This window comes from Allobosea sp. GW823-FHT01F03 (genome assembly GCF_058798075.1).
This window is the reverse complement of the sequence record NZ_CM179505.1, coordinates 482,501-506,058: the sequence shown is the minus strand read 5'-3', so window position 1 is coordinate 506,058 and position 23,558 is coordinate 482,501. Positions and strand designations below refer to the sequence as shown.

The following is a 23,558-nucleotide window of genomic DNA, read 5'->3' as shown; positions in this document are numbered from 1 at the left end:
TGCCCCGCCTATGCCGACGATGCAGACAATCAGGTCTGCCCTGTCGGAATTCCTGCCGATGGCCTGCCGGGCGGAGCGAGGAAGCCGTTGCGCAGCAGCACGGCCAAAGCCTGCTCCCCCGCCAGGAGGGCAGCGAGGGCATGCGCCGCCTCCCCGCTCGCACGCGCAACGGCCAGGCCATAGCTTGCGGTGACCGCGCAGTCCCCGGGCAGCGCAACAACCGCACATGGGCTGGCCCGGTCGAGACCCAAAGTGCCGGAGCGGTAGCCCAGGACGATATCCGCCTGTCCCGTCTCGATCAGCCAGGATCCGGGCGCGCGCCCCGCAGGCACCTCCGAAACGAAGCCGCTGCCGAGCAGCGGACGGGCCTTGCCGGCGAGCGTTCGCCCCGTGCCCGGCCGGATCCGGTCGACCCGTTCGAAGACCGTCCGGGCATAGTCTCCCGAAGGATCGGCACCGGGCGTCGAGGTCGCCAGCACCAGTCCCGGATCGAGCATCGCGTCAATCAGTCCGACCGTGCCGATGGCGAGGTCGCGCCGAACCACTGCGCAGATCTCATTGCGGGCAAAGCAGATCGGCTCGCCGAAAAGTCCCGCTTCGAACAGGCGGCGGGGATGCTCCATATTGGCCGAGGCGAAAACGTCCGAGCTCTCCCCCGTTTCGATCCGTCGACGCAGCAGACCGGCCGGGCCGAAGAGCGCCTCGACGCGTGTCGCATGGGCGTGCTCGAACAGCGGCAGCAACTCACCAAGAGCACGGCGCAAACTGCCGGCCGCATAGAGCGTCACGGATCGCACCGCCACGGTCTCATTCGGCATGACGATCTCCCGGAATGGGCTTGCCCCCGCGCGCGACCTGGCTTCGAAAGATCGGGGCAAAGGCCGTCAATTCCCTGCCTTCGGCAGTGAAACGCAGCAGGCGCACCGGCACCTTGTAGAGCTCCGCGAGATGTGCCTCCGTCATGATCTCGACCGTCGGGCCGATCAGGTGTCGCTCGTCGTCGTGCATCAGCAGCACCTTGTCCGAGATCGCGAAGGCATGGTCGGGGTGGTGCGTCGTGAACAGGACCGCGAGCCGCCGGCTGTCGGCGATCGACCGTATGAGGGCGATCACCTCGTCCTGATGGTGCAGATCGAGCGCCGCGGCCGGTTCGTCGAGCAGCAGGATCGGCGTCTCGCCCGCGAGCGCCTGGGCGATCAGCACGAGCTGCCGCTCGCCCCCGGAAAGCGAGTTGAAGGAGCGTTGCGCCAGCCTCGCAATGCCCAGTTCGGTCAGGCAGGCGAAGGCGATCTCGCGATCGCTCCTGCCCGGTGTGCGCAGCAGCGGGATGTGCCGCGTGCGCCCCATCAGCACGATGTCGAAGGTGCTGTAGGAAAAGGCCGGCATGAATGCCTGCGGCACGACGCCGACAGCGCCCCTTGCCCTGATGCTGCCGGTGCTCGGGTGGATCAAGCCAGCCACAGCCCGCAGAAGCGTCGACTTTCCGCGCCCGTTAGGGCCGAGCACGGCGACGATCTCGCCGGCCGAAATCGTGAGATCCAACTCACGGAACTGCCAGCACCGGCCATCATAGGAATGGCCGGCCTGTCTCGCCTGGATGCGCGGCTCAGCCATGGCCACGCTCGGGGCCGGCGGCACGCAGGAAGACCAGTGCGAAGACCGGCGCGCCGATGAGGGCCGTCAGGATTCCGAGCGGGATCTCGCTCTGGCTCAGCGTGCGCGCGACATCGTCCACCAGCACCATGAACAGGCCGCCGGCCAGCATGGCGCCGGGGAGCAGAACGCGGTGGTCCGGACCGACCAGCATCCGCGCCAGATGCGGTATGACGAGGCCGATCCAGCCGATCACGCCGCTGACGGCGACCTGTGCGGAGACCATCAGCCCGATCAGCGTCAGCACCAGCCACCGCGTCGGCTCGGCGCGGATACCGAGCGCCCTTGCCTCCTCGTCGCCAAGCGACAGGATATTGATGCGCCAGCGCAGCAGCAGGAGCAGGAAGGCGCCCGGAGCGAGCGCGCTCAGCATCAATGCGAGCTTGCCGTAGTCGGCCGTGGCAAAGGATCCAAGCAGCCAGAACACGATGCGCGGCAGCTTCTCCTCGGCATCGGCGAGATATTGCGCCAGGCTCACCAGCGCCCCGAAAAATCCGCTGACGACGACGCCGGCGAGCACGAGGACCAGCATGTTGCGCCGCGCCACCAGCGCATTGAGCGCGTAGACCATCAACAGCGCCAGCATGCCGAAGAGAAAGGCCAGCGTCAGCAGGAGCCCGCGCGACTCGCTCATCAGGATCGCGAGCGTGCCGCCGAAGGCCGCTCCGGTCGAGACGCCGATGATGTGCGGCCCGACGAGCGGATTGCGAAACACACCTTGAAGCGCCGCCCCGCACAAGGCGAGCCCCGCCCCGGCCATCAGCGCGGTCAGGACGCGCGGCAAGCGCACGGTCAGAACGACATGGCGCTCGATCGCGTCCGTGCCGTCAAAGGCGAGCAGGATTTGCCCGACCCGGGCGGGAGAGATGCCGAAACGGCCGATACCGAGGGAGGCCAGCAGCGCAACCAGAAGCGCGACCGCGAGCAGCCCCAGCATGAAGCCGGGGCCGACCCGATGCGGTCCGCGCGCCGCTCTCTGGCGATCTGTGCCCGCAGTCAATGGAAGGCGTCGTAGCCGGTGCGGTAGAAGCGCCTGTAATAGGCGTCCGCCTCGACCTGCATGTCGATGTCGGCGAAGCGCTCGGGATAGAGTTTCTTGGCCATCCAGAGTTCGCCCAGTGCCATCGCCTCCGGCATCGGATACCCCCAGGCCTTGGCATATTCCGGCATCAGGTAGACGCGACCCGCCTTGACGGCCTGGATCGGTTGCCAGGCCGGGGCGCCCTTGATCTCGCCGACCACGGCGGGATAGCGCTCCTGCACGAAGATGACGGCGGGATTCCATTTCAGGACATCCTCCATCGTCACCTGCTTGAAGCCTTGCAGGCTGGCCGCGACATTGGCTGCGCCCGCACGCTTCATCATGATGCCGGTATACTTGCCCGATCCGTAGGTGCTCAGATCGGGATTGGCCATGTAGGCCGTCACCCGCTGCGTCGGCGCCACCGAGGAGAGACGTTCGGCGACGAGCTTCCGCTTGGCCGTGGCCGTCGCGATCAAGGCTTCGGCCTCGTCCCTGCGATCGAGCACCGTGCCGATCAGCCTCACGCCTTCGGCGAAGCCGCTCTCATAGGCGGCCTCCTCATCGGCAACCACCGGACTGACCTTGGTCGCCTCCCCCTGCGGCGCCGCCAGAAGTGAAATCGCGACGACGGGAATGCCCGCCCTCTCGATCTGGCCGATCATCTCCGCCGGAGCGTAATTGGTGACGAAGACGACATCGGGCTTCAGTTGCAGGAGCGCCTCGATGTTGACCTTGGTCAGGCCGCCCGGCATCGGCAGCCTGGCCAGTTCGGGAGCCAGCCGCGCGTAGTTCGCGCCGAGCTGCTGCTTCCACTGGTCCAGGATGCCGACGATCTTGCCGGTCGCGTTCATCTGGACGGCGAGGTTGAGCGTCTGGTGCTGGAGCACAACGGCGCGGGAGGTGCCGTCCGGCAGCGTCACCTTCCGGCCGAGCTGATCGGTGACGATTCGTTCGGCGTGGCCCGGAGCGGCCAGAAGCGGCACGAGCAGCAGAGCCAGGAGGGCCGCGAAACGCAGATGCATGATAATCTCCTTGACGCAGGCGAACAGCGGCGAAACCCGACAGGGCCGAGGCAGACACCCAGATCGCTATATTAAAACGGGGATAACGCTTGGCCCCTCCCGGGCGACAGGCGACGAGGCGAAGGATCAGATCGGATTCCGGCCCGGCTGCTGCGTCCGAAGCTGGCTGGAACCGTCGCCCTGATGGATTCTCCGCGGCGTGAGCACGATTTTCCGGGCCGATTTTCCGAAGAAGTGGTAGCCGGAGCCGCCTTCGGAAATGACGTCGAGGAATGCGTCCGGATCCGTGATCTCCACACCTCCGAGGATGTCGCAGCCGCGCCTGAAGAAGGCATCCGGCAGCATCGAGACGGTCGGGCCGACGACCGCTACGCGCGCCGTCGGCTTGGCCAGGCCGAGCAGCAGATCGAGTGTCTCGTTGATCAGCGTCGTCCCGGTGATCAGCAGCACATCGGCCTGCGGAATGACGTCGGCGGCCTGTTCCGCCGGACGGAAGAACGGGATCTCGACCGGCTTCAGCGTTGCGGGATCCTTCTCAAGCACCAGATAATCGGCCCCGAGCTGGCGCAGCGAGCGCAGGAACGGGGCAAATGCACCGACCACGACGACCTTCTCTCCGGCATCGATCTCCGCCGCGTCGAAGGCGTCCACGTCGGAGAGCACCTGCGCACTGGGCGAGCCGCAGCGCTCGGCGGCGGCCTGGGCCAGAGCGTTGAGGGCTGCGATGCCGAGCGCTCGGCGCACGCCGGTGCTGCCGACGGCCTCCTCCATCAGGGTTGCGGCCTTGCGGCCTCTCAGCTTGCCCGGAAACGGCATGGCCATTGCCGAACTCGGGCAGCAGACCGCCTCCGGGATGTCCTTGATCGGCGTCGCCGCGCTGCCTGCATGCCCCGTCGACAGCTTCACGCCGGAAAAGAAAAGGCCCACCACCGCCCTCTCGATCACGATCTCATCGAGATCACCGAGGCGGCTACGCACGCAGGCGATGGTTTCCTCTAGGATGTCCCTGGACATGCTGCCTCCTCTGTGGCTCACCGCCCGCCTTCAGTAGCGGTGCGTGATCTCGAGGCCGTGGGTGGTGGCGAACGCATCGAGACGCCGGCCGTGCTCGGGGAACTGCGTCTCGTCCCAGTCGAGGCGCCATTCCTGGTGTTCTTCGTTGAAATACGCCTCGGGGAACTCCTCGCGGAAAAGGCGGGTCAACGCGCCATCGCGCGGCAGGTTGAAGGCATGGCTCGGCGGCTTGTCGTATTTGTGGGGATAGGTCGCGTGGTGCATGGCCTGTTCTCCGATGAGTGGATCGCGGTTCGCTCGCGGCGAAGGAGACGGGCGGCTAATGCTTGCCGCTCGCCAGAATGGTCTCGACCTGCTTGTCGCTCAGCTCGGTCCGAAAGAAGGTCGCGTAGAAATTCCTGACCTCCGCGACCAGTTCAGCATGGGGAAAGAGGTCCGGGTGGAACGCGCTCGCCGCCCATAAGACCGTGAGGATCTGCTCGACCGTGCGGTTGCCCCAGGTGTGAGCTCCCATGGGTGTGACCAGGATGCGGCCCGCCTTCACGGCATCGAGTTGCGACAGGGCGGCATGCTTCTTGAGGACCTCGACATGCCCCGGCTCGAACAGCACGATGAACCGGGGATTGGCGGCGATCACTCTCTCCATGGATAGGCTGAGGACTTCCTCCGCGCGGCCGTCATCCGTGACGCTGCGAGCGCCCCCTGCCCGCAGCCACCACTCCGCGACGAGATGGGGCTGCGTCATGTTGCCGGGATTGAGATAGAGGGCGGTCGGCCGCTTGTCCTGCGGCAGCGCATCGACCTTGGCGGCGATGCGCTTCAACGTGGCATCGAAATAGCGTTCGTATGTTTCGCCGATCTGTGGATTTCCGAGCAGGTCTCCGACCAGCTTGACCCCGGACTTGACGTCTTCGGGCGTCTGGATGCGCAGACGCACGACCGGGACGCCATTGCGGCCAAGCACGTCGGCCGTCGATTGCTCGAAGGTCAGTGCCACCTGCGGCTGCACGGCGAGTATCTTCTCGACGTCGGGGGAATAGTTGGAATCCTGCAGCTCAGGGCCGGTCTTGAGTTGCGGAGCGAACACGAACTGCCATGACCAGCGCTTCGGGTTGAACCGGACCGGCAATCCCATCGCAAGCGTGTCCGCCTTTCCCACGGCGAAGACGAAACTGTTGATGACCGGGACCGAGCCGATGGTGATCACGCGCTCGATCTTATCCGGCACCGTCACGGTACGCCCGGTCATGTCGACGACGTCGCGCGCCGAAGCGGCGCCCGCGAGGATGCCCGCGCCGATTGCCGCCACGATGCCGATTGCCAACCTACGCATCTTGCATGATCTCCTGCTGGTGATGTCGGGACAGAACGGGGACGCAGGCACGCGTGCCGTCGAGCTCTTCGAGAATGCGGACGGGCGCGCCGTAGAGTTGCGACAGGAACCGGGCGGAGAGCAGCTTGCGCGGCGCGCCACTGCCGATGATGCGCCCGTCACGAAGCCCGATGACGCGGGAACCGACCAGCATGGCGTGGTCGGGATGATGCGTGCTCATCAGGATCGCGTAGCCGGCGCGCGCGAGCCCGGAGACGATATCGAGGATCCTGATCTGATTGCCGAAATCGAGACTGGCGGCAGGCTCGTCCATGATCAGGATCGATGCCTCCTGGGCGAGCGCACGCGCCAGCAGGCAGAGCTGGCGCTCGCCGCCGCTGATCGCCGCGAAAGGCCGATCGGCCAGATCGGCGATGCCGACGCGCGCGAGCGCCTGCGCGGCCATCTCGCGATCGCGCTCCCCCGGCGTCTCCAGCAGCCCGAGATGGGCCGAGCGGCCCATCAGGACCATGTCCTGGACGCGATGGCCGAAGACGGACTGCACGGTCTGTGGGACATGCGCGACCCTGGCGGCGAACTGCCGGGCGCCAAAGGCATGCGTCGGGACGCCATTGATCGTCACGGTTCCGCCCGACGCCGACAGATTGCCGAGAAGGCAGCGTATCAGCGTCGTCTTGCCGGCACCGTTCGGCCCGAGCAGACAGGCGACCTCCCCCGCCGTCAGCATGAAGCTGATCCCGGCGAGCTTGGGGCCACCACCCGGAAAGTGGAAGGACAGATTGTCGACCGCGAGCGTCACGACCAGGCGACCTTCGTGCGCAGCAGCAAGGCGAGGAACAGCGGGGCGCCGATCACGCTGGTGACGATGCCGAGCGGCAGCTCCATCGAACTGGCGGCTCGCGCGAAATTGTCGACCAGCAGGACGAACAGCGCCCCCGAAACGATTGCGACCGGAAGCATGCGCTCGAAGCTCGGGCCCGCCAGCATGCGCGCGATATGCGGCACCACCAGCCCGACCCAGCCGACGATTCCCGCCACGCTGACGGCCGCAGCCGTCATCAGCGTGGCGGCGAACACCAGCAGAAGGCGCATCCGGCCGACATCGATCCCGAGATTGCGGGCCTCCTCCTGGCCGAGGCTCATGACGTTCGCCTGCCAGCGCAGCACATGAAGCAGGCCCAGGCTCGCCAGAATCGTCGCCGCGGCGACCGGCAGATCGTCCGGCGTGACCTTGTTCAGACCGCCCAGAAGCCAGAAGGTGATGATTGGCAGGACGTCGACAGGATCGGCGACGATCTTCAGAACCGAGATCATCGCCTGGAAGAAGGCGGCGATGACGACGCCGACGAGGACCAGGACGACGAGCGAGTGACGGTTGATCGCCTGGCCGATCAGGAAGCAGAGCGCGACCGCGGCCAGCCCCGTCGCAAAGGCGGCGGCCTGGATCGCGAGCGCGCCGAGGTTGAGCATGACCGCAACCGACGCGCCGAAGCCCGCGCCCGCTGAAACGCCCAGTATGTCGGGGGAAACGATCGGATTGCGGAAGAGATTCTGATAGGCTGCGCCGGCCGCGGCGAGTGCGGCGCCCACCAGCATGGCGGCGCAGATGCGCGGAAGCCTGACGCCAAGGATGATGAGCTCCTCCGCCGGGCTCCAGCTCGGAATGATCGGAATAATACGGGACAGGAGGATCGCGACGACGCGATCAGGCGGGATCGTCACCCGCCCGATCCCCATCGAAAGGACCGCCAGGCAGGCGAGCAGAAGCAGCAGAGCCGCCAGCACGAGCCGATCGCGGCGGACGGCAGCACCGCTGCCCGCCGCTGAAATCGCAGCCGTTTCGGGCCGCCCTAGCATTTGTCGACGTGGGATATCGCGACGCCGTTCTCGGTGAAGAAGGCTTCGAGACGGGCATTGGACTCCGCATAGGTGCCCTTCTTCCAGACCATGCGCCACTCCCCGGCGACATCGTCATAGCCGGCGCTCGGGAAGGCCTGCTCGAAACGCTCGACCAGCGCGCCACCACGCGGCAGCCCGATGCCGTGCAGCTCGCACATCTTGGTCAGGGTAACGCGGGTCGAAACCGTCTCGTTCATCATAAAACCTCCATTTCGTTATATTCGACTGAATATAACGGTTGGCACTCTAAGGAGCCTCGCCGGAATGGCAAGGCGTCTGCGGCGACGCCGCCTCTCCCGACGAGCCCTATGCGCGACGGGGTTTCCGCGACATCGCGATGCTTCCCGAAACCTAGGCGACTCCCGGCTTGGGTGGAGCCAAGGGAGCGAAGAGAAAACGAGCCGGCTTCACGTCGAGCAGCGGCGTCCCGTCGACGCAATCCAGGCCGCGGACCAAGAGCGCCGGCCCTTCGCGCGCCAGCAGGGTGACAATCGACGTACCGATCGGATTCGGCCGGACCGGAGAGCGCAGCGCGAAGGTGCCATGCACGCGGCCGTCATTGGCAGGGCTTTGCAGCACGAGGTCGCGGCGCGACTGGTGGAGCCAGTAGAGCACTTCCAGCTGCGTGAATGCCTCGGTGCCCAGAAGCGCCTCATGCCAGGGCTCGAAGAATTCGAGCCTGCAGACCGGACCGTCCTCACGTCCCCGGCGCGGGCATTCCCGGCGCGTCGCCCAGGGCGTCCGGACACGGCCGATGAAGACGAGCCCGGCATCGATGCCGGGCGGGACCGCGACGGCCATCTCGCCGCGCCGCATGTCGGGATCCATCAGCATCGCGGCTCACCCGACCGCTGCCATACATCGGACGGCCTCCAGCCTTCGGGCCAATCGCTTGTTCGTACCTTCATCGCAGTTCCGATATCGAAGCCACGACACGAATGTCTCTATCCGTATCCAGGCGCTTTCAGGAAACGCTATAGTCTGACGAATATAACGATGTGCGCTTCGGAACGTTGCGTCAGATCAAAGAGTGTCAGGGTCCGCCCCGAAACTCATGCTGCCGACTGGTAGGGCCGGCCGAGCATGGCCTCGCTGATGCAGAGTTCGGGCAGGACACGCACGAGGCCTGCTGCCGCCATCAGCGCCAGTTTGGCCGAAAGCGGTAGCACAAGGTCTCGCCCGTTGTGGCGCAGCCCAGCGATGACGAAGACGGCCATCACTGCGAATCCGAGCACCTCGGCGCGCAGCACGGCACGGCCGAAGCCGGCGCGACGAGCAGCAGTCCGACCAGTCCAACTCTGGCACAATTTCTGGCTGCGTCCGCAGACGCGGAATGGACGATCGCGATGGCCGCCGCGTCGCTGCGCATGCCATGGCTGCTACTTCAGGACAACCGCGATCCGTTCGGTATGTCAGCTCATGTCCGGATCGCAGCGGAGAGGAAACCAAGGGCAGGGATCAACCTTCTGACCGGCGTCGGGCATTCGTCCCATCAGACAGAAGGCAGGCTTCCGGACATGATCAGGTACTTCCTGGCGCTTTCCCGGGACCTTGAGAACCGGCGAGGATCATCGCGGCTAGCCTTGAGCGCTTCTCAGCGCGACAGCCTCGGTGAAAATCGGCTCCCAAGCCATGATATGGCCGGTCATCAACGCCTCCGCCTCGTCTTCGAGACGCAGCTTGATGATCTCGATGATGCGGTAGTGCTCCGGCACTGACGCCTTCTGCCGTTCAAGGCCGTGCTGCGATCGGATTCCATATAGGCGCATCCTGTCGCGCAGGCGCAGGACGATATCGGCCAGCACTTCGTTGCCCGCCAGCGCCAGCAACTCGGCATGGAAAGCCCGGTCGGCGGCGAGATAGCGGGGCACGTCCCCCGTTTCGACCGAGTCGGCGATGGCATCGGCCTGTGCCTGCAGCTCCGAAAGGTCTCCGGCCCCCATTCTGACCAGTTTACGAAAAGCGGAGGCCTCTAGTTGCGTGCGAACCTCGAAAATGCCGCGCAGTTCGTCCAGCGAGGGATCTACGACCCGGAAGCCGCGATTGCGCATCGGTTGGAGCAGCCCGTCCGAAGTGAGCTGGAGCAGGGCCTCGCGGATCGGCGTCGTCGAGATGCCGAGCGTGCGCGCCAGTGAGGGCACCGAACAGACCGTGCCCGGCGGCATCTCGCCCGAGACGATCGCGATCCGCAACTGATCGACGACCTGTTCGCGCAGATTGGCGTCTCCCGAGATCAGCTGCATCCGTTCCCCACCTTACGCCGAACAGTCTGCGCTCTCTGCCATGAGCACACCGGATATGGCGAGTCGCATCTCTGACTTGAAGTAGCGCGTCACGCGTAATACACTACCTTATGTCCGATGTGCGGAATGCCGAGATCAAAGAGGGCTATTGCACCCTGTGCCGCTCCCGCTGTGGTTCGCTGAACCATGTGTTGGACGGGCGCCTCGTCGCGGTTTCGCCCAATCCGACCCATCCCACCGGGGCGGCACTCTGTGCCAAGGGCCGGGCGGCGCCAGAGCTGATCGAAAGCCCGCTGCGGCTGGCCAAGCCGTTGAAGCGGACCACGCCGCGCGGCGCCGATTCGCCGGGCTGGGTCGAAATCGAGTGGTCGGAGGCGCTCGACACGATCGCTGAGCGGCTCGGCACGATTCGCCGTGAAACGGGGGCGGAGACGGTCGCCTTCGCGGTGACGACGCCGAGCGGCACGCCGATGGTCGACAGCTTCGAATGGGTCGAGCGCTTCATCCGCTGCTTCGGCAGCCCCAACCTGATCTATGCCGTCGAGATCTGCGGCTGGCACAAGGATTATGCCCAGGCCCTGACCTATGGCCGCGGCATCGGCGCTGCCGATTACGACAATGCCGACGCCATCGTGCTCTGGGGCCACAACCCGACGCGGACCTGGCTGGCGCAGGCGACCCGCATAGCCGAAGCCCGCAAGCGCGGCGCGATCGTCGCGGTGGTCGATCCCAAGCGCGGCGGCGCTGGTGAGAGCGCCGATCTCTGGCTTGGCATCCGCCCGGGCGCCGACGGGGCGCTCGCCATGGGCGCGATCCACCATCTCGTCATCAAACGCAGCTATGATGACGCCTTCGTCCGGCAATGGACGAACGCGCCGATGCTGGTCGATCTCGCGACGGGGCGCCTGCTTCGGGCGGATGATCTCTGGCCGGACGGCGCGGCTGACGCCTTCGTGCTGCTGCGGCCGGATGGTTCGCCTGTGGCCTATGACACGCGCGAGGCGCTGGTGCGGCCGCAGGACATCGTCCTCGATGGCGAAGCGACGCTGCAGGGCGCGGACGGCCGGGCGATCGCCTGCGCCACCGTGATGCGGCTCCTGGCGCGCGAGGCTGCCGCCTTCACGCCCGAGCATGTCGCCGGGATCACCGGTCTCGCGACCGATGACCTCGCTCGCTTCTACGCGCTGTTCGAGGGTTCGCCGCGGCTCGCCTATCATTCCTGGACCGGCGTCGGCCAGCACTCCAATGCGACCATGATCGAGCGCGCCATCGGCACGCTCTATGCGCTGACCGGCGCGAGCGACCGTATCGGCGGCAATATCTGGACGAGGCCGCCGCCGTTCCGCGCGGTGAATGACTATGCGCTGCTGCCGGAGGCACAGCGCCGCAAGGCGCTCGGCCTCGCTGAGCTGCCACTCGGCCCGCCGGCCAAGGGCTGGATCACCGCGCGCGATTTCTGCCGGTCGGTGCTCGAAGGCGAGCCTTACCGCGTCCGGGCGCTGATGAGCTTCGGCACCAATTTCGTGGTTTCACAGGGCGATTCCGCGCGCAATCGCGCAGCGCTGCAGGCACTCGAATTCCATGTCCATGTCGACATGTTCATGAATCCGACCGCCGAGCAGGCCGATATCGTCCTGCCGGCGAGCATGCCCTGGGAGCGCGAGGCGCTCCGGCTCGGCTTCGAGATCACGCAGGCGGCGGTCGAGCACATCCAATTGCGCCAGGCTATGGTGCCGCCGCGCGGCGATGTCCGGGCCGATTACGACATAGCCTTCGACCTGGCTTGCCGCCTCGGTCACGCCGAGACCTTCTTCGGCGGTTCGATCGAAGCCGGCTGGAACCACCAGCTCGAGCCGCTTGGGCTGAGCGTCGCGCAATTGCGGAAAGCGCCGGGCGGCATCCGCGTGCCGCAGCCCAATCCGGAACGCAAATACACTGTGGTTCGCAAGGAGGGCTGCGTCACCGGTTTCCCGACCGCGAGCCGCCGCGTCGAGATCTATTCCGAGCAGCTGCTCGCACTGGGCCACCCGGCTTTACCCCGACATGTCGAGCCGGCGAGCGCGGCAGGGCGCCCGGCCGAATTGCCATTGCTGCTCTCGACCGCGAAATCCGGCTGGTTCGTCCACTCATCGCACCGACATGTCGCCTCGCTCAGGCGCAAGGCGCCTGACCCGTCTGTCGAACTCAGCCCGGCAGACGCGCAGGCGCGCGGCATCACCGCCGGCGATTGGGTGATCATTCGCACGCATGATGGCGAGGCGCGCTTAAGGGCGAAGCTGGACCCGACCTTGCCGACCGGAACCGTGATTGCCGAGTTCGGCTGGTGGCAGGCCTGCACTCCGCTGGGGCGCTCCGGTGGAGCAATTACGGGAGCGGCGACATGCAACATCAACGCGATCCTGTCGGACCGCGACCGTGACCCGATCAGTGGTTCGGTGCCGCTGCGGGCCGTGGCCTGCGAGATCGCCCGAGACGAGGCCGCCTCGCAAGGCTGGTGGGCTGGCGAGCGCGCCTTCCGCGTAGCCGCGCGCCGTCGCGAAGCAAGCGACGTCCTCGCTTTCAGCCTGGTGCCTCTCGATGGCGAACCGCTACCCGGCTTCTTGCCCGGGCAGCATGTCCAGGTGACCGAGCCCGAGACGGGGTTGTCGCGCAGCTATTCATTGACCGGGCCGACCGAGAACCCGGCCGAATACGAAATCGCGGTGCGCCGCATCGCGGCAGGTGGCGACGGCACGCCGCCCGGCCGGATGTCGACGCGCCTGCATGAACTCGCCTCGGGCAGTATCGTCACCTTGCAGCCGCCAGCGGGGATTTTTACCCCGCCTTTGACCGACGATCGCCCGGTGATCCTGGTCGCGGCTGGTGTCGGCATCACGCCCTTCGTCGGCTATCTCGCGGCGCTTGCGCGAATCGCGCCGGAGCAGCGTCCACCCTCCGTCGAGCTCGTCTATATCTGCCGCAACGGAGCCGAGCAGCCCTTCGGCGACTGGCTGCGGATGATCGCCGCCCGAATCCCGGAGCTGCGGGTGATCCGCGCCTTCACCCGACCACGGCCGCAGGATCAGCTCGGCCGCGATTTTGACCATGCCGGCCGGCCGGACATCGCAGAACTCGGCCTCGCGCCTGGAACGCGCCAGCCGCTCGCCTATCTCTGCGGGCCCGACGGCTTCGTCACCGACACCAGGGCCGCTTTGGCCAGCACCGGACTGCCGGGCTTTGACGTGTTCAGCGAGGTCTTCGTCTCGCAGATCGAGATACCCTCAAATCTGGCGCCGCGCCGCATCGTGCTGGCGCGCAGCGGGACATCCTTCGCCTGGTCGGCGCAATCAGGCAGCCTGCTCGATGCCGCCGAGGCGGCCGGGCTGTCGCTGCCGAGCGGCTGCCGCAGCGGCCAATGCGAGAGCTGCCGCCTGCGTGTCGTCTCCGGCACCGCCAGCCATCTCTCGCCCTATGACGGCGAGCCCGACGATTGCCTGACCTGCTGTGCGGTGCCGCTCAGCGACCTCGTTCTCGACGCCTGAAGCAGACCAACGGCGGCAAACCGCCATAAGAGGGGACAATGACAGATTCGATCCTGAACGAACGCGCGGCGGCGCCGCGCGAAGGCGCCCTCGTGCGCCTGTCACAGAGCATGGTGGCCTTTTCCGAACGCTGGTTCCCGGACGCCTATATCTTCGTTCTGCTGGCGACGGTGGCGGTGGCGCTGGCGGCGATCGTACATGGCGGTTCGCCGGTCGCGGTCAGCACCGCCTTCGGTGAAGGTTTCTGGAGCATCATTCCGTTCACCATGCAGATGGCGCTCGTCGCCATCGGCGGCTACATCGTCGCGCTATCGCCGCCTGTCGCGGCGCTGATGCGCCGGGCCGCCGCCATGCCGACGACTGGCCGCGGCGCCGTCGTCTTCGTCGGCGTGGTCAGCATCCTGCTCTCGCTGGTCAACTGGGGCGTCAGCCTGATCTTCTCCGGCCTGCTGGTGCGCGAGATCGCGCGGCGCAGCGACATACGCCTCGACTATCGCGCAGCTGGTGCAGCCGGCTATCTCGGGCTCGGCTTCGGCTTCACGCTCGGCATCAGCTCCTCGGCGGCGCAATTGCAGGCCAATCCGGCGAGCATCCCGCCCTCGCTGATGCCGATCACCGGGGTGATCAGTTTCTACGAGACGATCCTGACCTGGCAGAACCTCTTGGTGATCGTGGTCGGCACGCTGCTTTCAGCGGCGATCTGCTACTACACCACCCCGTCCGACGCGGCGGCCAAGACCGCCGCCGATCTCGGCGTCGATCTCACCGACGTCAAAGCCGAGCAGAAGCCGACCCGGCCGGGCGACTATCTCGAATTCAGCCCGCTTCTAACGATCCTGATCGTCGTGCTGGCGGCCGGCTGGTTCTACGAGACCTTCAAGTCCGGCAACCCGCTGATCACCATGTCGGGCCTCAACACCTACAACTTCGTCTTCCTGCTCGTCGGCGCCCTGCTGCACTGGCGGCCGCGCAGCTTCCTCGTCAGCTTCTCGCAGGCCATGCCGAGCGTCGCCGGCGTGCTGCTGCAGTTCCCGTTCTATGGCGGCATCGCCTACATGCTGACCCGGGTGAAGGCCGAGGGCGCCTCGCTCTCCGACACGATCGCGCACTGGTTCGTCAGCCTCGCCAGCGATGCCAGCGTGTTCTCCTTCATCGTCGGTATCTATTCGGCGATCCTCGGCTTCTTCATCCCCTCTGCCGGCGGCAAGTGGATCATCGAGGCGCCCTACATCATGAAGGCCGCCAACGAAATCGGCGCGCATCTCGGCTGGACGGTGATGGTCTACAATATCGCCGAGACCTTGCCGAACTTCATCAACCCGTTCTGGATGCTGCCGCTCCTCGGCGTGCTCAAGCTGAAGTCGAAGGACCTGATCGGCTACACCTCGATGCAGTTCTTCATCCACTTCCCGGTGGTCATGCTGCTCGCGGTCGCCCTGATGCACACCTTCACTTACCGCGCGCCGATCATCCCTTAGGCGTCCAATTCTATGGCGGGAAATCCATAGCTGGCCATCAGCCACCGTCTCAGACTGCTGTAAAGCTTGGCGGTTCCGATCGCCGAGCTTTCAGCCTCAGCCTGAGGTTGTCGGGGAATCCGCACAAGCGGCGATACAAGCCGGTCAGGCAGCTTCCATGCACCGCTCGGTATCGGCCTGATCGCGCCAAGAGCTGGCGTTGGGCCATGGTCAATCAGCGGACATTCAATCCGGCGCCCGGCCGATCGGCCGGGTTATCATCTCGAATCTCTGCTTCGGCTGCTTAACCGAACGACGTCCTGATCGCGCTCCAAAGTGCTTTCGCCTGCTCCGCGATCGCTCCCGAAAGCTCCCGGGCCAAGCGCGAACGGCTTTGCCAGGCGGGAAAAACGAAACCGTAGCGCAGCTCGATGGCAGGCCGGAAGGGCCGGAAGACCAGGCCGGGCGCTCCGCTCGAATGAGCGACGAAGGGGTCCGCGACGCAACAGCCGAGGCCGCGCGCTGCGAGCTGGCATGCGATCATGCCGCTCTGCGTCTCGAAGCGCGATTCGGGCGCAACTCCAGCCTCGTCCGCCTGGCGTTCTATCTCTTTCTGGATCAGCGAGCGGCGGTGGGTCGCGATGAAGCTGGTCTTGGCGAGGTCCGCGACCGTGACCGCCTCCAGCCGCGCGAGCGGGTGACTGTCCGCCATGGCGGCCACGGCCTCGATACGCAAGAATTCTTCGGTCTCGAAGCCGGCATGGCTGATCGGGAGAACGGTGACAGCGAGATCGAAGTGCTCCTGGCCGAGCCAGCTGTCGATATCGATGCGGACGCGTGAATCGACGCTAGCCGTGAAGCGTGGGTCGCTTCGGGAGAGCTTGGCCACGGCATCGATGACGATGGCTTCGGCGACATGCGGCGCGGCGAGCACGCGGATGTGGTGGCGCCCGCCACGGCGCAGCTGGGCGGCGAAGCGTTCAAGTCCGTCATGTCCCTGCAGCAGCCGCTCCGCATGCTGATAGAACTCGCGGCCTTCGGCGGTCAGGCTCAGGCGCTTGTTCTGCCGATCGAACAGCTGGAAGCCGAGCTCGCTCTCGAGCGCACTGAGCAGTCGCCCGATCTGCGGCTGGGTGCGGCCGAGCCTTGCCGCGGCCCGCGATACGGTGCCTGTCTCGACGAAGGCCCTCAGGGCCTCCAATCCCCGCAGCGCCGCCATCCGATCTATTTAATATGCGAATTAAGCATGATGTTCTCTTTATTACGCATTTGACGCATATGTCGAGGGTTTGCGACGCTCGAATTTCGAAGTGGAACGGTTTGAGACGGGCAACTTTCATGGCGAGCGAGAATGCGGCCTGGCGCGTGACCCCGCAGGCCTACCTGAAGGACCGCAAGCGCCCCTATGGCGTGTCGAAGAAGCCGTTCTCGCACTATGTGACGATGCCGGATGGCTGCCGGCTCGCGGTCGATGTCTATCTTCCGCAGACGCCGGAGGGAGTGGCTGCCGAGGGACCGTTCCCGGCGATCACCATCTTCACCCCCTATTACCGCCGGTTCGCACTGGCCGATTGGAGCAAGGGCGACGAGGTCACGCCCGGCTCATTCCGCTATCGCGACAATTTCGTACCTGCCGGCTACGCGCTGGTCGTCATCGACGTGCGCGGTACGGGAGCGAGCTTCGGAACGCGCGACAGCTTCCGTTCGCCGCGCGAGCGCGAGGATTGCCGCGCCATCGCCGACTGGATCGTGGCGCAGCCCTGGTCGAACGGCGCGATCGGCGCGACCGGCGTGTCCTATCTCGGCGCGGCGGCGGACTTCCTCGCCAGCACGGGCCACAAGGCTGTGAAGGCAATCGCGCCGCTTTTCGCGGTCTGGGACACCTATTCGGACCATTACTATCCGGGCGGCATCCTCCTGAAGGAACTGGCGCGGGTCTATGACGACCTGATGATCGCCATGGATCACGACCGGCGCGACCTGTTGAAGAACATCTCCTACTACGCCAACCCGAATTATGCCGGCCCGCAGCCGGTGGACGAGGATGCGGACGGGGCGCTCTGCCGGCAGGCGATCACCGAGCATATCGGTAATTTCCACATGCCGGACTTCATCACCGAGTTCAAATTCAAGGGCGACACGTTGCCCTATGATCCGCAGTTCACCTCGGCCAAGTTCAGTCCCTACGGCTTCTACGAGGGCATCGATCCCGATGTCGCAGTCTATTCGGTCTCAGGCTGGATGGACGGCGCGGGCTATGCCAACGGCTCGATCAGCCGCTTCCTGACACTGCCGAACGCCAAGCGCCATCTCCTGCTTGGTCCCTGGGACCATGGTGCGCGCATCGACTGCTCGCCCTGGCGGCCGAAGGTCGAGCCGGACTTTCCCGTCGTCGGCGAGGTGCTGCGCTTCTTCGACGAGTACCTCATGGGCCTCGACACCGGTCTCCGCGACGAGGCGCCGATCCATTACTACACCATGCATGAGGAAGCCTGGCAGGAGGCCGCGTCCTGGCCGCCGGTCGAGACCAGCGAGACGCTGCATCTCGACGAAGGCGCGCGCCTCTCGCCGCAGGCCGGCGCCGCGGGGGCGGACGACTACCAGGTCGATTTCAGCAAGGGCACCGGCGGCCAGACCCGCTATGAGCGGATCGCCGCGATCGATAGTCGCGATTATTACATCGATTGGCAGGGCCGGGACGAGGCGATGCTGCGCTACGATTCCGCGCCGCTGGAGCGGGATTGGCAAGTATCCGGCCATGTGATCGCCGACCTGCAGGTGGCGTCGAACGAGCCGGACGCCGCGGTCTTCGTCTATCTCTCTGAGGTCGAGGCGGACGGCATGGTCCGTTACGTCACCGAAGGGCTGCTGCGGGCGCTGCATCGCAAGGAAAGCGAGTGCCCGGCGGAGCATCGCACCAGCTGGCCGTTCCGCAGCTTCACGCGAGCCGATGCCGCGCCGATGCCGATCGGCGAGCCGCAGCGCCTGCATTTCGCACTGCTGCCGACGTCGTGGACCTTCAGGGCAGGGAGCCGCATCCGCATCGCGATCGCGGGCGCCGATGCCGACCATTGCGGGCAGGTGCCGCATGGCCGCCCGCCGAAACTGACACTGCATCGCGGCGGCGCATGGAATTCGACAATCCGATTGCCGGTGAGACGCGCGGTCTGAGAAGGTCGCAAGCGATCATTCCCGGCCATGAGGAGAGGGCCGGGAGTGGAGACTGATCCTGAAACAGGACGGAGGGGAACGATGATGACGACTCGGAGCATGGCGGCCGCGTTGACTGTCGCGGCAGCGCTCGGCCTCGGTGCCGGCACCGCCCAGGCCGGCAAGGCGGACGACACGCTGGTCTTCGCCTCGGCCAGCGAGGTCGACACGGTCGATCTCTACTATCAGAATCTACGCGAGGTCGTGATCATCGCACAGCAGATGTGCGACACGCTGATGTATCGCGATCCGATCAAGGGCGAATATAAGCCGCTGCTCTCGACCGGCTATCGCTGGATCGACGACAAGACGCTTGAGTTCAAGCTGCGCAAGGAACTGAAGTTCTCGAACGGCAAGGAACTGACGGCTGCCGACGTCGCCTACACCTACAACCATGCCCGCCAGCCGGACAGCGGCGTGGTCACCCGGCTGCTGGTGGACTGGATCGAGAATGTCGAGGCGCCCAGCACCGACACGGTGATCTTCAAGGCCAAGGCGCCCACGCCGGCTGCGATCGAGTATTTCTCGGGCATCACGCCGATCTATCCCGAGGGGCACTACGACAAGGCACCGACCGTCAACACCGGCGGTAAACCGCGGCGCGATTGGGGAGCGGTCCAGCCGGTCTGCATCGGCCCCTATAATCTCAAGGAGTTCAAGTCCGGCTCCTCGGTGACATTGGTCAAGAACGACGCCTATTTCGCCGACAGCCCGAAGGGCAAGCCGGCGATCGGCACGCTGATCTACAAGACCATCCCCGACACCGACACGCAGCTCGCCGAACTCGTTACCGGCGGCCTAGACTGGATCTGGGGCGTGCCGTCCGAGAACGCCAAGCAGCTTGCCGCGATGCCGAACGTCACGGTCAAGGCCGCGCCGACGACGCGCATGTCGTTCCTCTCGCTCGACGCGGTCGGCCGCTCCGGCGACAATCCGATGAAGGATGTCCGCGTCCGCCGCGCGATGTTCCACGCCATCGACCGGGCGGCGATCTCGCGTGATCTCGTCGGCGACGGCTCCGAGGTGCTGCGCTTCATGTGCGACGCACGCCAGTTCGGCTGCGACGCCAAGACCGAGGAATATGCCTACGATCCCGCCAAGGCCAAGGCGCTGCTGAAAGAGGCCGGGCATCCCGACGGCTTCACCATCCCGATCTACGCTTATCGCGACCGACCCTATACCGAGGCGGTGATGAACTATCTGCGTGCGGTCGGCATCAAGACCGACCTGCGCTATCTGCAGTGGCGCGCGCTGCGGCCGATCCTGCAGGAAGGCAAGGCCGAGGTGGCCCATCTGAGCTGGGGTTCGCAGGGCGTGCTCGACGCCTCGGCCTCGGTCAGCAACTATTTCAAGTTCAGCACCGATGACTATGCCCGCGACGAGCAGGTGCGCGACTGGCTCCAGGCGGCGGACACGACTGTCGATCCGGAGAAGCGCAAGGAACTGTACGGCAAGGCGCTCGCCCGCATCAACGAGCAGGCCTATATGGTGCCGCTGTTCAGCTACGGCCGGACCTACGCCTTCAACGCCGAACTCGACCTGCCGGTGACGCCGGACGAGCTGGCCCACTTCTACCTGGCACGCTGGAAGAAGTGAGCAGGAAAGCGGTCGCCGCCGTCTGATCGAACATCATGTTACGTTTTCTCGCGCGGCGGCTGCTCGTCACCCTGCTGGTGATCGCCTGCACCTCGGTACTCGCCTTTTCGCTCGTCCATCTCTCCGGCGATCCCGCCGCAGCGATGGCGGGCGAGGGGGCTTCTCCGGCCGATGTGGAATCGATCCGCCGGCTCTACGGTTTCGACCAACCGATCCACACGCAGTACTTCGCCTGGATCGGCAAGATCCTGGCCGGCGATTTCGGCCGGTCCTTCTATCTGCGCCAGTCAGTGATCACCGTGCTCGCAGAGCACGCCCCGGTCACCGCCAAGCTCGGCCTGTCGGCGCTGGTCTTCGCGCTGCTGCTCTCCATCCCGCTCGGAATCCTCGCTGGCCTCCATCGTGATACGGCGCTGGACCGTTTCGCGCTCGGTCTGGCGGTTGCCGGGCAGGCGCTGCCTTCATTCCTGTTCGCGCTGCTCTTGATCTACATCTTCGGCGTGCAGCTGCGCTGGCTGCCGATTTCCGGCTCGGCGACATGGCTGCATTTCGTGCTGCCCTCGGTGACGCTGGGTTATTACGCCGCTCCCGCCCTCATGCGACTGACGCGCTCGGGCATGATCGACGTCATGCAATCCGACCATGTCCGCACGGCGCGGGCCTATGGGCTTCCGGCTTGGCGCGTGGTGCTGCTTCATGCACTGCGCAGTGCCATCATCCCGGTCTTCTCGCTGAAAGGGCTCGGGCTCCTTGCCTGGCAATCGATCCAGCGCTCCGACATCGAGGTGATCCAGGCCATCCTGCTGCTGATCGCTCTGATCTATGCGCTGCTGACATTGCTGGCGGACCTGCTCAACGCCCTGATCGATCCGAGGATCCGCATCTCATGACGGCGGCGACACTCACCACGATGAGCCCCCGCCGGCTCGCTTTGCACCGCCTGCTGCGGCATGGCAGCTTCTGGTTGGGCGGTGGTGCGATCCTGCTGATCCTGCTCGTCGCACTCGTCGGGCCGCTGTTCACGCTCGATCCCGTTGCACAGAATCTCGGCGCCCGCCTCGTCCCGCCGGTGTGGGACGTGCGCGGCAGCTGGGCGCATCCGCTCGGCACCGACCAGCTCGGACGCGACCTGCTGGCGCGCCTCGTCGACGGCGCCCGCATCTCGATGTTCATCGGCATCGCGACGGTGCTGGTCTCGGGCCTCATCGGCACGGCGATGGGCATGGCCGCCGGCTATTTCGGCGGCCGGGTCGATCTCGTCATCAACTTCCTGATCACGATCCGACTGACGCTTCCTGTCGTGCTGGTCGCGCTCGTCGTGGTCGCGGTCGTCGGCTCCTCGCTGAGCGTGCTCGTCGTGGTGATCGGACTCCTGCTCTGGGACCGGTTCGCGGTGGTGACCCGCAGCGCGACGCAGCGGCTGGCGCATAGCGACTTCGTCATCGCGGCGCGCGCCATCGGCTCCTCGACGCCGCGCATCCTGCTGGTCGAGATCCTGCCCAACATCGTCGGGCCGCTGATCGTGGTCGCCACCGTCGAGGTCGCGCATGCGGTGCTGCTCGAGGCGGCGCTCTCCTTCCTCGGCCTCGGCGTCAAGCCGCCACTCGCCTCCTGGGGACTGATGGTGGCGGAATCGAAGAACCAGCTGCTGTTCCGCCCCTGGCTGATCGCGATCCCCGGCGTCGCACTGGTGACGCTGGTGCTGGCGATCAACCTGCTCGGCGATGCGCTGCGCGACGTCGTCGCGCCGGAGGGCCGGGCATGAGCACTCCCAGGGAGAGCGCGCTGATCGCGCTCGAGGACCTGAAGATCACGATTCCGACCGCGCAGGGGCGCGTGCTGCAGCCGGTGCGTGGTATCACGCTGTCGGTCGCGCGCGGCGAAACGCTGGCGATCGTCGGCGAATCCGGCTGCGGCAAGAGCCTGACCGCCCTTTCGCTGATGGGGCTCGTGCCGAAGCCCGGGCGCGTCGATGCCACGCGGCTGAGCTTTTCCGGACAATCGCTGATCGATCTGCGCGAGACGGAATGGCGCAAGCTGCGCGGACCGCGCATCGCGATGATCTTCCAGGATCCGATGACCTCGCTGGATCCCTGCTACACGATCGGCAGCCAGATGACCGAGGTGATGCGCACGCATCGGCGCATCGGACAGACGGAGGCGCGAGAGCGGGCGGTTGCGCTGCTGGCCCGGGTCGGCGTCCCGTCGCCGGCAGCCAGGCTCGAACAATACCCCCACCAGCTGTCCGGCGGCCTGCGCCAGCGTGTCATGATCGCGATGGCGCTGTCTTGCGATCCGGACCTGATCATCGCCGACGAGCCGACGACGGCGCTCGACGTCACCACCCAGGCGCAGATCCTCGGGCTGCTGGCGAAGCTCCAGGCGGAGACAGGCGTCGGCATCGTCCTGATCACGCATGATCTCGGCGTGGTCGCAACGATGGCCCACCGCGTCGCTGTGATGTATGCCGGCCAGGTGGTCGAGACCGGCGAGACCTCAGCCATCCTGAGCGCCCCGGCGCATCCCTATACCGAAGGCCTGCTGCAGGCGATTCCGACGCCGGGACACACCGCGCGTGGCGCGCTGCTGGGGTCGATACCGGGGATCGTGCCGCCGCCGACAGGCGAGGTAAAGACCTGCCTGTTCATGGAACGTTGCCCCTATGCGCGGCCGGTCTGCGCCGTCCCGGTGCCGCTCGTGCCGCAGGATGGCGACCGTGCGCTACGCTGCATCCGGTCAGTGGCAGAGCGGGCCGGCGAACCGGGTTTCGAGGAGCGGGGCGAGGTGGTGTCGTGAACGCGCAGGCCGCACTGAGCATCGTCGGCGCGACGCGCGATTACGCCGTCGCTTTCCACGGCGAAAGGCGCACCCTGCGGGCGTTGCGCGGCATAGATCTCGAGGTCCGGCAGGGCGAGGTCGTCGCGATCGTCGGCGAATCCGGCTGCGGCAAGACCACGCTGTCGCGGCTGATGCTGGGCATCGAGGCGCCGAGCAGCGGTTTCGTGACCGTGGCGGGGAAGCCGATCGCGTCCTATCACCGGATCGAGCGAGCGGGGCTGATCCAGCCGGTCTTCCAGGATCCCTATTCCTCGCTCAATCCGCGCCAGACGCTGGGCAGCATCATCGCGGCGCCGCTCGTCGTCCGCGGCGAGGGCAATGGCCGCAGCCGGCAGGTCGCCGTGGCCGCGATGATGCAGGCGGTCGGACTGCCGCCGCACCTGCTCAACGCCTATCCGAGTCAGATCTCGGGCGGGCAGCGCCAGCGCGTCGCCATCGCACGCGCATTGATCGCACAGCCGCGTATCCTGATCTGCGACGAGCCGACCTCGGCGCTCGACGTTTCCGTGCAGTCGCAGATCATCAACCTGATCGGCACGCTGCAGAAGAAGCTCGGCCTCACCGTTCTGCTGATCAGCCACAACCTCGCCGTGGTCTATCATATGGCGGAGCGGGTGGCGGTGATGTATCTCGGCACCCTGGTCGAGACCGGCCGGACGGAGGAGCTGTTCGCGCGGCCCCGCCATCCCTATACACGCTCGCTGCTCGACGCAGTCCTGCCGCCGACGCCGGGGCGACGCCCCGACTG

At 66.2% G+C, this 23,558-nt stretch carries 22 protein-coding genes and 1 pseudogene (1 of these 23 cut by a window edge); 8 read left to right on the top strand and 15 right to left on the bottom strand.

The window, feature by feature from the left end; translation table 11 throughout:
• Window positions 1–29: 29 nt before the first annotated feature.
• From AC3RCC_RS02410 to AC3RCC_RS02350, 13 genes are all read right to left on the bottom strand, one after another.
• A complete protein-coding gene (locus AC3RCC_RS02410) occupies window positions 30–818 on the bottom strand; it encodes a substrate-binding domain-containing protein (protein WP_492257478.1) in 789 nt (262 codons plus the stop codon).
• The gene (locus tag AC3RCC_RS02405; protein WP_492257477.1) at window positions 808–1,614 is read right to left on the bottom strand and encodes an ABC transporter ATP-binding protein; all 807 of its coding nucleotides are present in this window, start codon (window positions 1,612–1,614) and stop codon (window positions 808–810) included. Before AC3RCC_RS02405 ends, AC3RCC_RS02410 begins: the two co-directional genes overlap by 11 nt.
• Complete coding sequence (locus tag AC3RCC_RS02400; RefSeq protein ID WP_492257476.1) at window positions 1,607–2,590, bottom strand: FecCD family ABC transporter permease; 984 nt, start codon at window positions 2,588–2,590, stop codon at window positions 1,607–1,609. Before AC3RCC_RS02400 ends, AC3RCC_RS02405 begins: the two co-directional genes overlap by 8 nt.
• Window positions 2,591–2,649: 59 nt before the next feature.
• Window positions 2,650–3,699 carry an ABC transporter substrate-binding protein gene (locus AC3RCC_RS02395; RefSeq protein ID WP_492257475.1) on the bottom strand — a complete coding sequence of 350 codons (1,050 nt, stop codon included), beginning with the start codon at window positions 3,697–3,699 and terminating at the stop codon, window positions 2,650–2,652.
• 126 nt (window positions 3,700–3,825) lie between these two features.
• Entirely contained in the window at window positions 3,826–4,713 is an 888-nt protein-coding gene (locus AC3RCC_RS02390; RefSeq protein WP_492257474.1) for a Rossmann-like domain-containing protein, read from the bottom strand.
• A 30-nt stretch (window positions 4,714–4,743) separates the two neighbouring features.
• Window positions 4,744–4,977 (bottom strand): hypothetical protein, encoded by a 234-nt coding sequence (locus tag AC3RCC_RS02385; RefSeq protein WP_291640331.1) that lies wholly within the window; start codon window positions 4,975–4,977, stop codon window positions 4,744–4,746.
• 55 nt (window positions 4,978–5,032) lie between these two features.
• Entirely contained in the window at window positions 5,033–6,046 is a 1,014-nt protein-coding gene (locus AC3RCC_RS02380) for an ABC transporter substrate-binding protein (protein WP_492257473.1), read from the bottom strand.
• The gene (locus AC3RCC_RS02375; RefSeq protein WP_492257472.1) at window positions 6,039–6,845 is read right to left on the bottom strand and encodes an ABC transporter ATP-binding protein; all 807 of its coding nucleotides are present in this window, start codon (window positions 6,843–6,845) and stop codon (window positions 6,039–6,041) included. The genes AC3RCC_RS02380 and AC3RCC_RS02375 overlap by 8 nt, the downstream gene beginning before the upstream one ends.
• Window positions 6,842–7,831, bottom strand: coding sequence for a FecCD family ABC transporter permease (locus AC3RCC_RS02370; protein ID WP_492257471.1), 990 nt, complete (start codon window positions 7,829–7,831; stop codon window positions 6,842–6,844). The genes AC3RCC_RS02375 and AC3RCC_RS02370 overlap by 4 nt, the downstream gene beginning before the upstream one ends.
• 65 nt (window positions 7,832–7,896) lie before the next feature.
• The gene (locus AC3RCC_RS02365) at window positions 7,897–8,142 is read right to left on the bottom strand and encodes a hypothetical protein (protein WP_492257470.1); all 246 of its coding nucleotides are present in this window, start codon (window positions 8,140–8,142) and stop codon (window positions 7,897–7,899) included.
• A gap of 154 nt (window positions 8,143–8,296) precedes the next feature.
• A complete protein-coding gene (gene tsaA, locus AC3RCC_RS02360; RefSeq protein WP_492257469.1) occupies window positions 8,297–8,779 on the bottom strand; it encodes a tRNA (N6-threonylcarbamoyladenosine(37)-N6)-methyltransferase TrmO in 483 nt (160 codons plus the stop codon).
• Between the two features lie 218 nt (window positions 8,780–8,997).
• Window positions 8,998–9,162, bottom strand: a complete 165-nt coding sequence (locus AC3RCC_RS02355; protein ID WP_492257468.1) for a hypothetical protein — start codon at window positions 9,160–9,162, stop codon at window positions 8,998–9,000.
• A 360-nt stretch (window positions 9,163–9,522) separates the two neighbouring features.
• Window positions 9,523–10,188, bottom strand: a complete 666-nt coding sequence (locus AC3RCC_RS02350) for a GntR family transcriptional regulator (RefSeq protein ID WP_492257467.1) — start codon at window positions 10,186–10,188, stop codon at window positions 9,523–9,525.
• A 188-nt stretch (window positions 10,189–10,376) separates the two neighbouring features.
• Here AC3RCC_RS02350 and AC3RCC_RS02345 point away from each other — a divergent pair, with 188 nt between their 5' ends.
• The gene (locus AC3RCC_RS02345; RefSeq protein WP_492258733.1) at window positions 10,377–13,709 is read left to right on the top strand and encodes a molybdopterin-dependent oxidoreductase; all 3,333 of its coding nucleotides are present in this window, start codon (window positions 10,377–10,379) and stop codon (window positions 13,707–13,709) included.
• 38 nt (window positions 13,710–13,747) lie between these two features.
• Window positions 13,748–15,187, top strand: a complete 1,440-nt coding sequence (locus tag AC3RCC_RS02340) for a short-chain fatty acid transporter (RefSeq protein ID WP_492257466.1) — start codon at window positions 13,748–13,750, stop codon at window positions 15,185–15,187.
• A 283-nt stretch (window positions 15,188–15,470) separates the two neighbouring features.
• Here AC3RCC_RS02340 and AC3RCC_RS02335 read toward each other — a convergent pair whose 3' ends face one another.
• Window positions 15,471–16,100: a LysR substrate-binding domain-containing protein gene (locus AC3RCC_RS02335; RefSeq protein WP_291640352.1), complete on the bottom strand. Its 630-nt coding sequence runs from the start codon at window positions 16,098–16,100 to the stop codon at window positions 15,471–15,473.
• Between the two features lie 156 nt (window positions 16,101–16,256).
• A pseudogene (locus tag AC3RCC_RS02330) lies at window positions 16,257–16,385 on the bottom strand (helix-turn-helix domain-containing protein); the annotation flags it as partial.
• Window positions 16,386–16,504: 119 nt separating this feature from the next.
• On the opposite strand from AC3RCC_RS02330, the gene AC3RCC_RS02325 reads away from it, so the two are divergent.
• From AC3RCC_RS02325 to AC3RCC_RS02300, 6 genes are all read left to right on the top strand, one after another.
• Window positions 16,505–18,337, top strand: a complete 1,833-nt coding sequence (locus AC3RCC_RS02325; RefSeq protein WP_492257465.1) for a CocE/NonD family hydrolase — start codon at window positions 16,505–16,507, stop codon at window positions 18,335–18,337.
• Between the two features lie 81 nt (window positions 18,338–18,418).
• On the top strand, window positions 18,419–19,972 hold the full coding sequence (locus AC3RCC_RS02320) for an ABC transporter substrate-binding protein (protein ID WP_492257464.1): 1,554 nt from the start codon (window positions 18,419–18,421) through the stop codon (window positions 19,970–19,972).
• Window positions 19,973–20,007: 35 nt separating this feature from the next.
• Window positions 20,008–20,862: an ABC transporter permease gene (locus AC3RCC_RS02315; RefSeq protein ID WP_492257463.1), complete on the top strand. Its 855-nt coding sequence runs from the start codon at window positions 20,008–20,010 to the stop codon at window positions 20,860–20,862.
• Window positions 20,859–21,737, top strand: a complete 879-nt coding sequence (locus tag AC3RCC_RS02310) for an ABC transporter permease (RefSeq protein ID WP_291640362.1) — start codon at window positions 20,859–20,861, stop codon at window positions 21,735–21,737. The genes AC3RCC_RS02315 and AC3RCC_RS02310 overlap by 4 nt, the downstream gene beginning before the upstream one ends.
• Window positions 21,734–22,768 (top strand): ABC transporter ATP-binding protein, encoded by a 1,035-nt coding sequence (locus AC3RCC_RS02305; RefSeq protein ID WP_492257462.1) that lies wholly within the window; start codon window positions 21,734–21,736, stop codon window positions 22,766–22,768. Before AC3RCC_RS02310 ends, AC3RCC_RS02305 begins: the two co-directional genes overlap by 4 nt.
• Window positions 22,765–23,558 carry the 5' portion of an oligopeptide/dipeptide ABC transporter ATP-binding protein gene (locus tag AC3RCC_RS02300; RefSeq protein ID WP_492257461.1) on the top strand. The gene runs 169 nt beyond the window's last position, so only the first 794 of its 963 coding nucleotides appear in the window; its start codon is at window positions 22,765–22,767; the stop codon falls past the right edge of the window. The genes AC3RCC_RS02305 and AC3RCC_RS02300 overlap by 4 nt, the downstream gene beginning before the upstream one ends.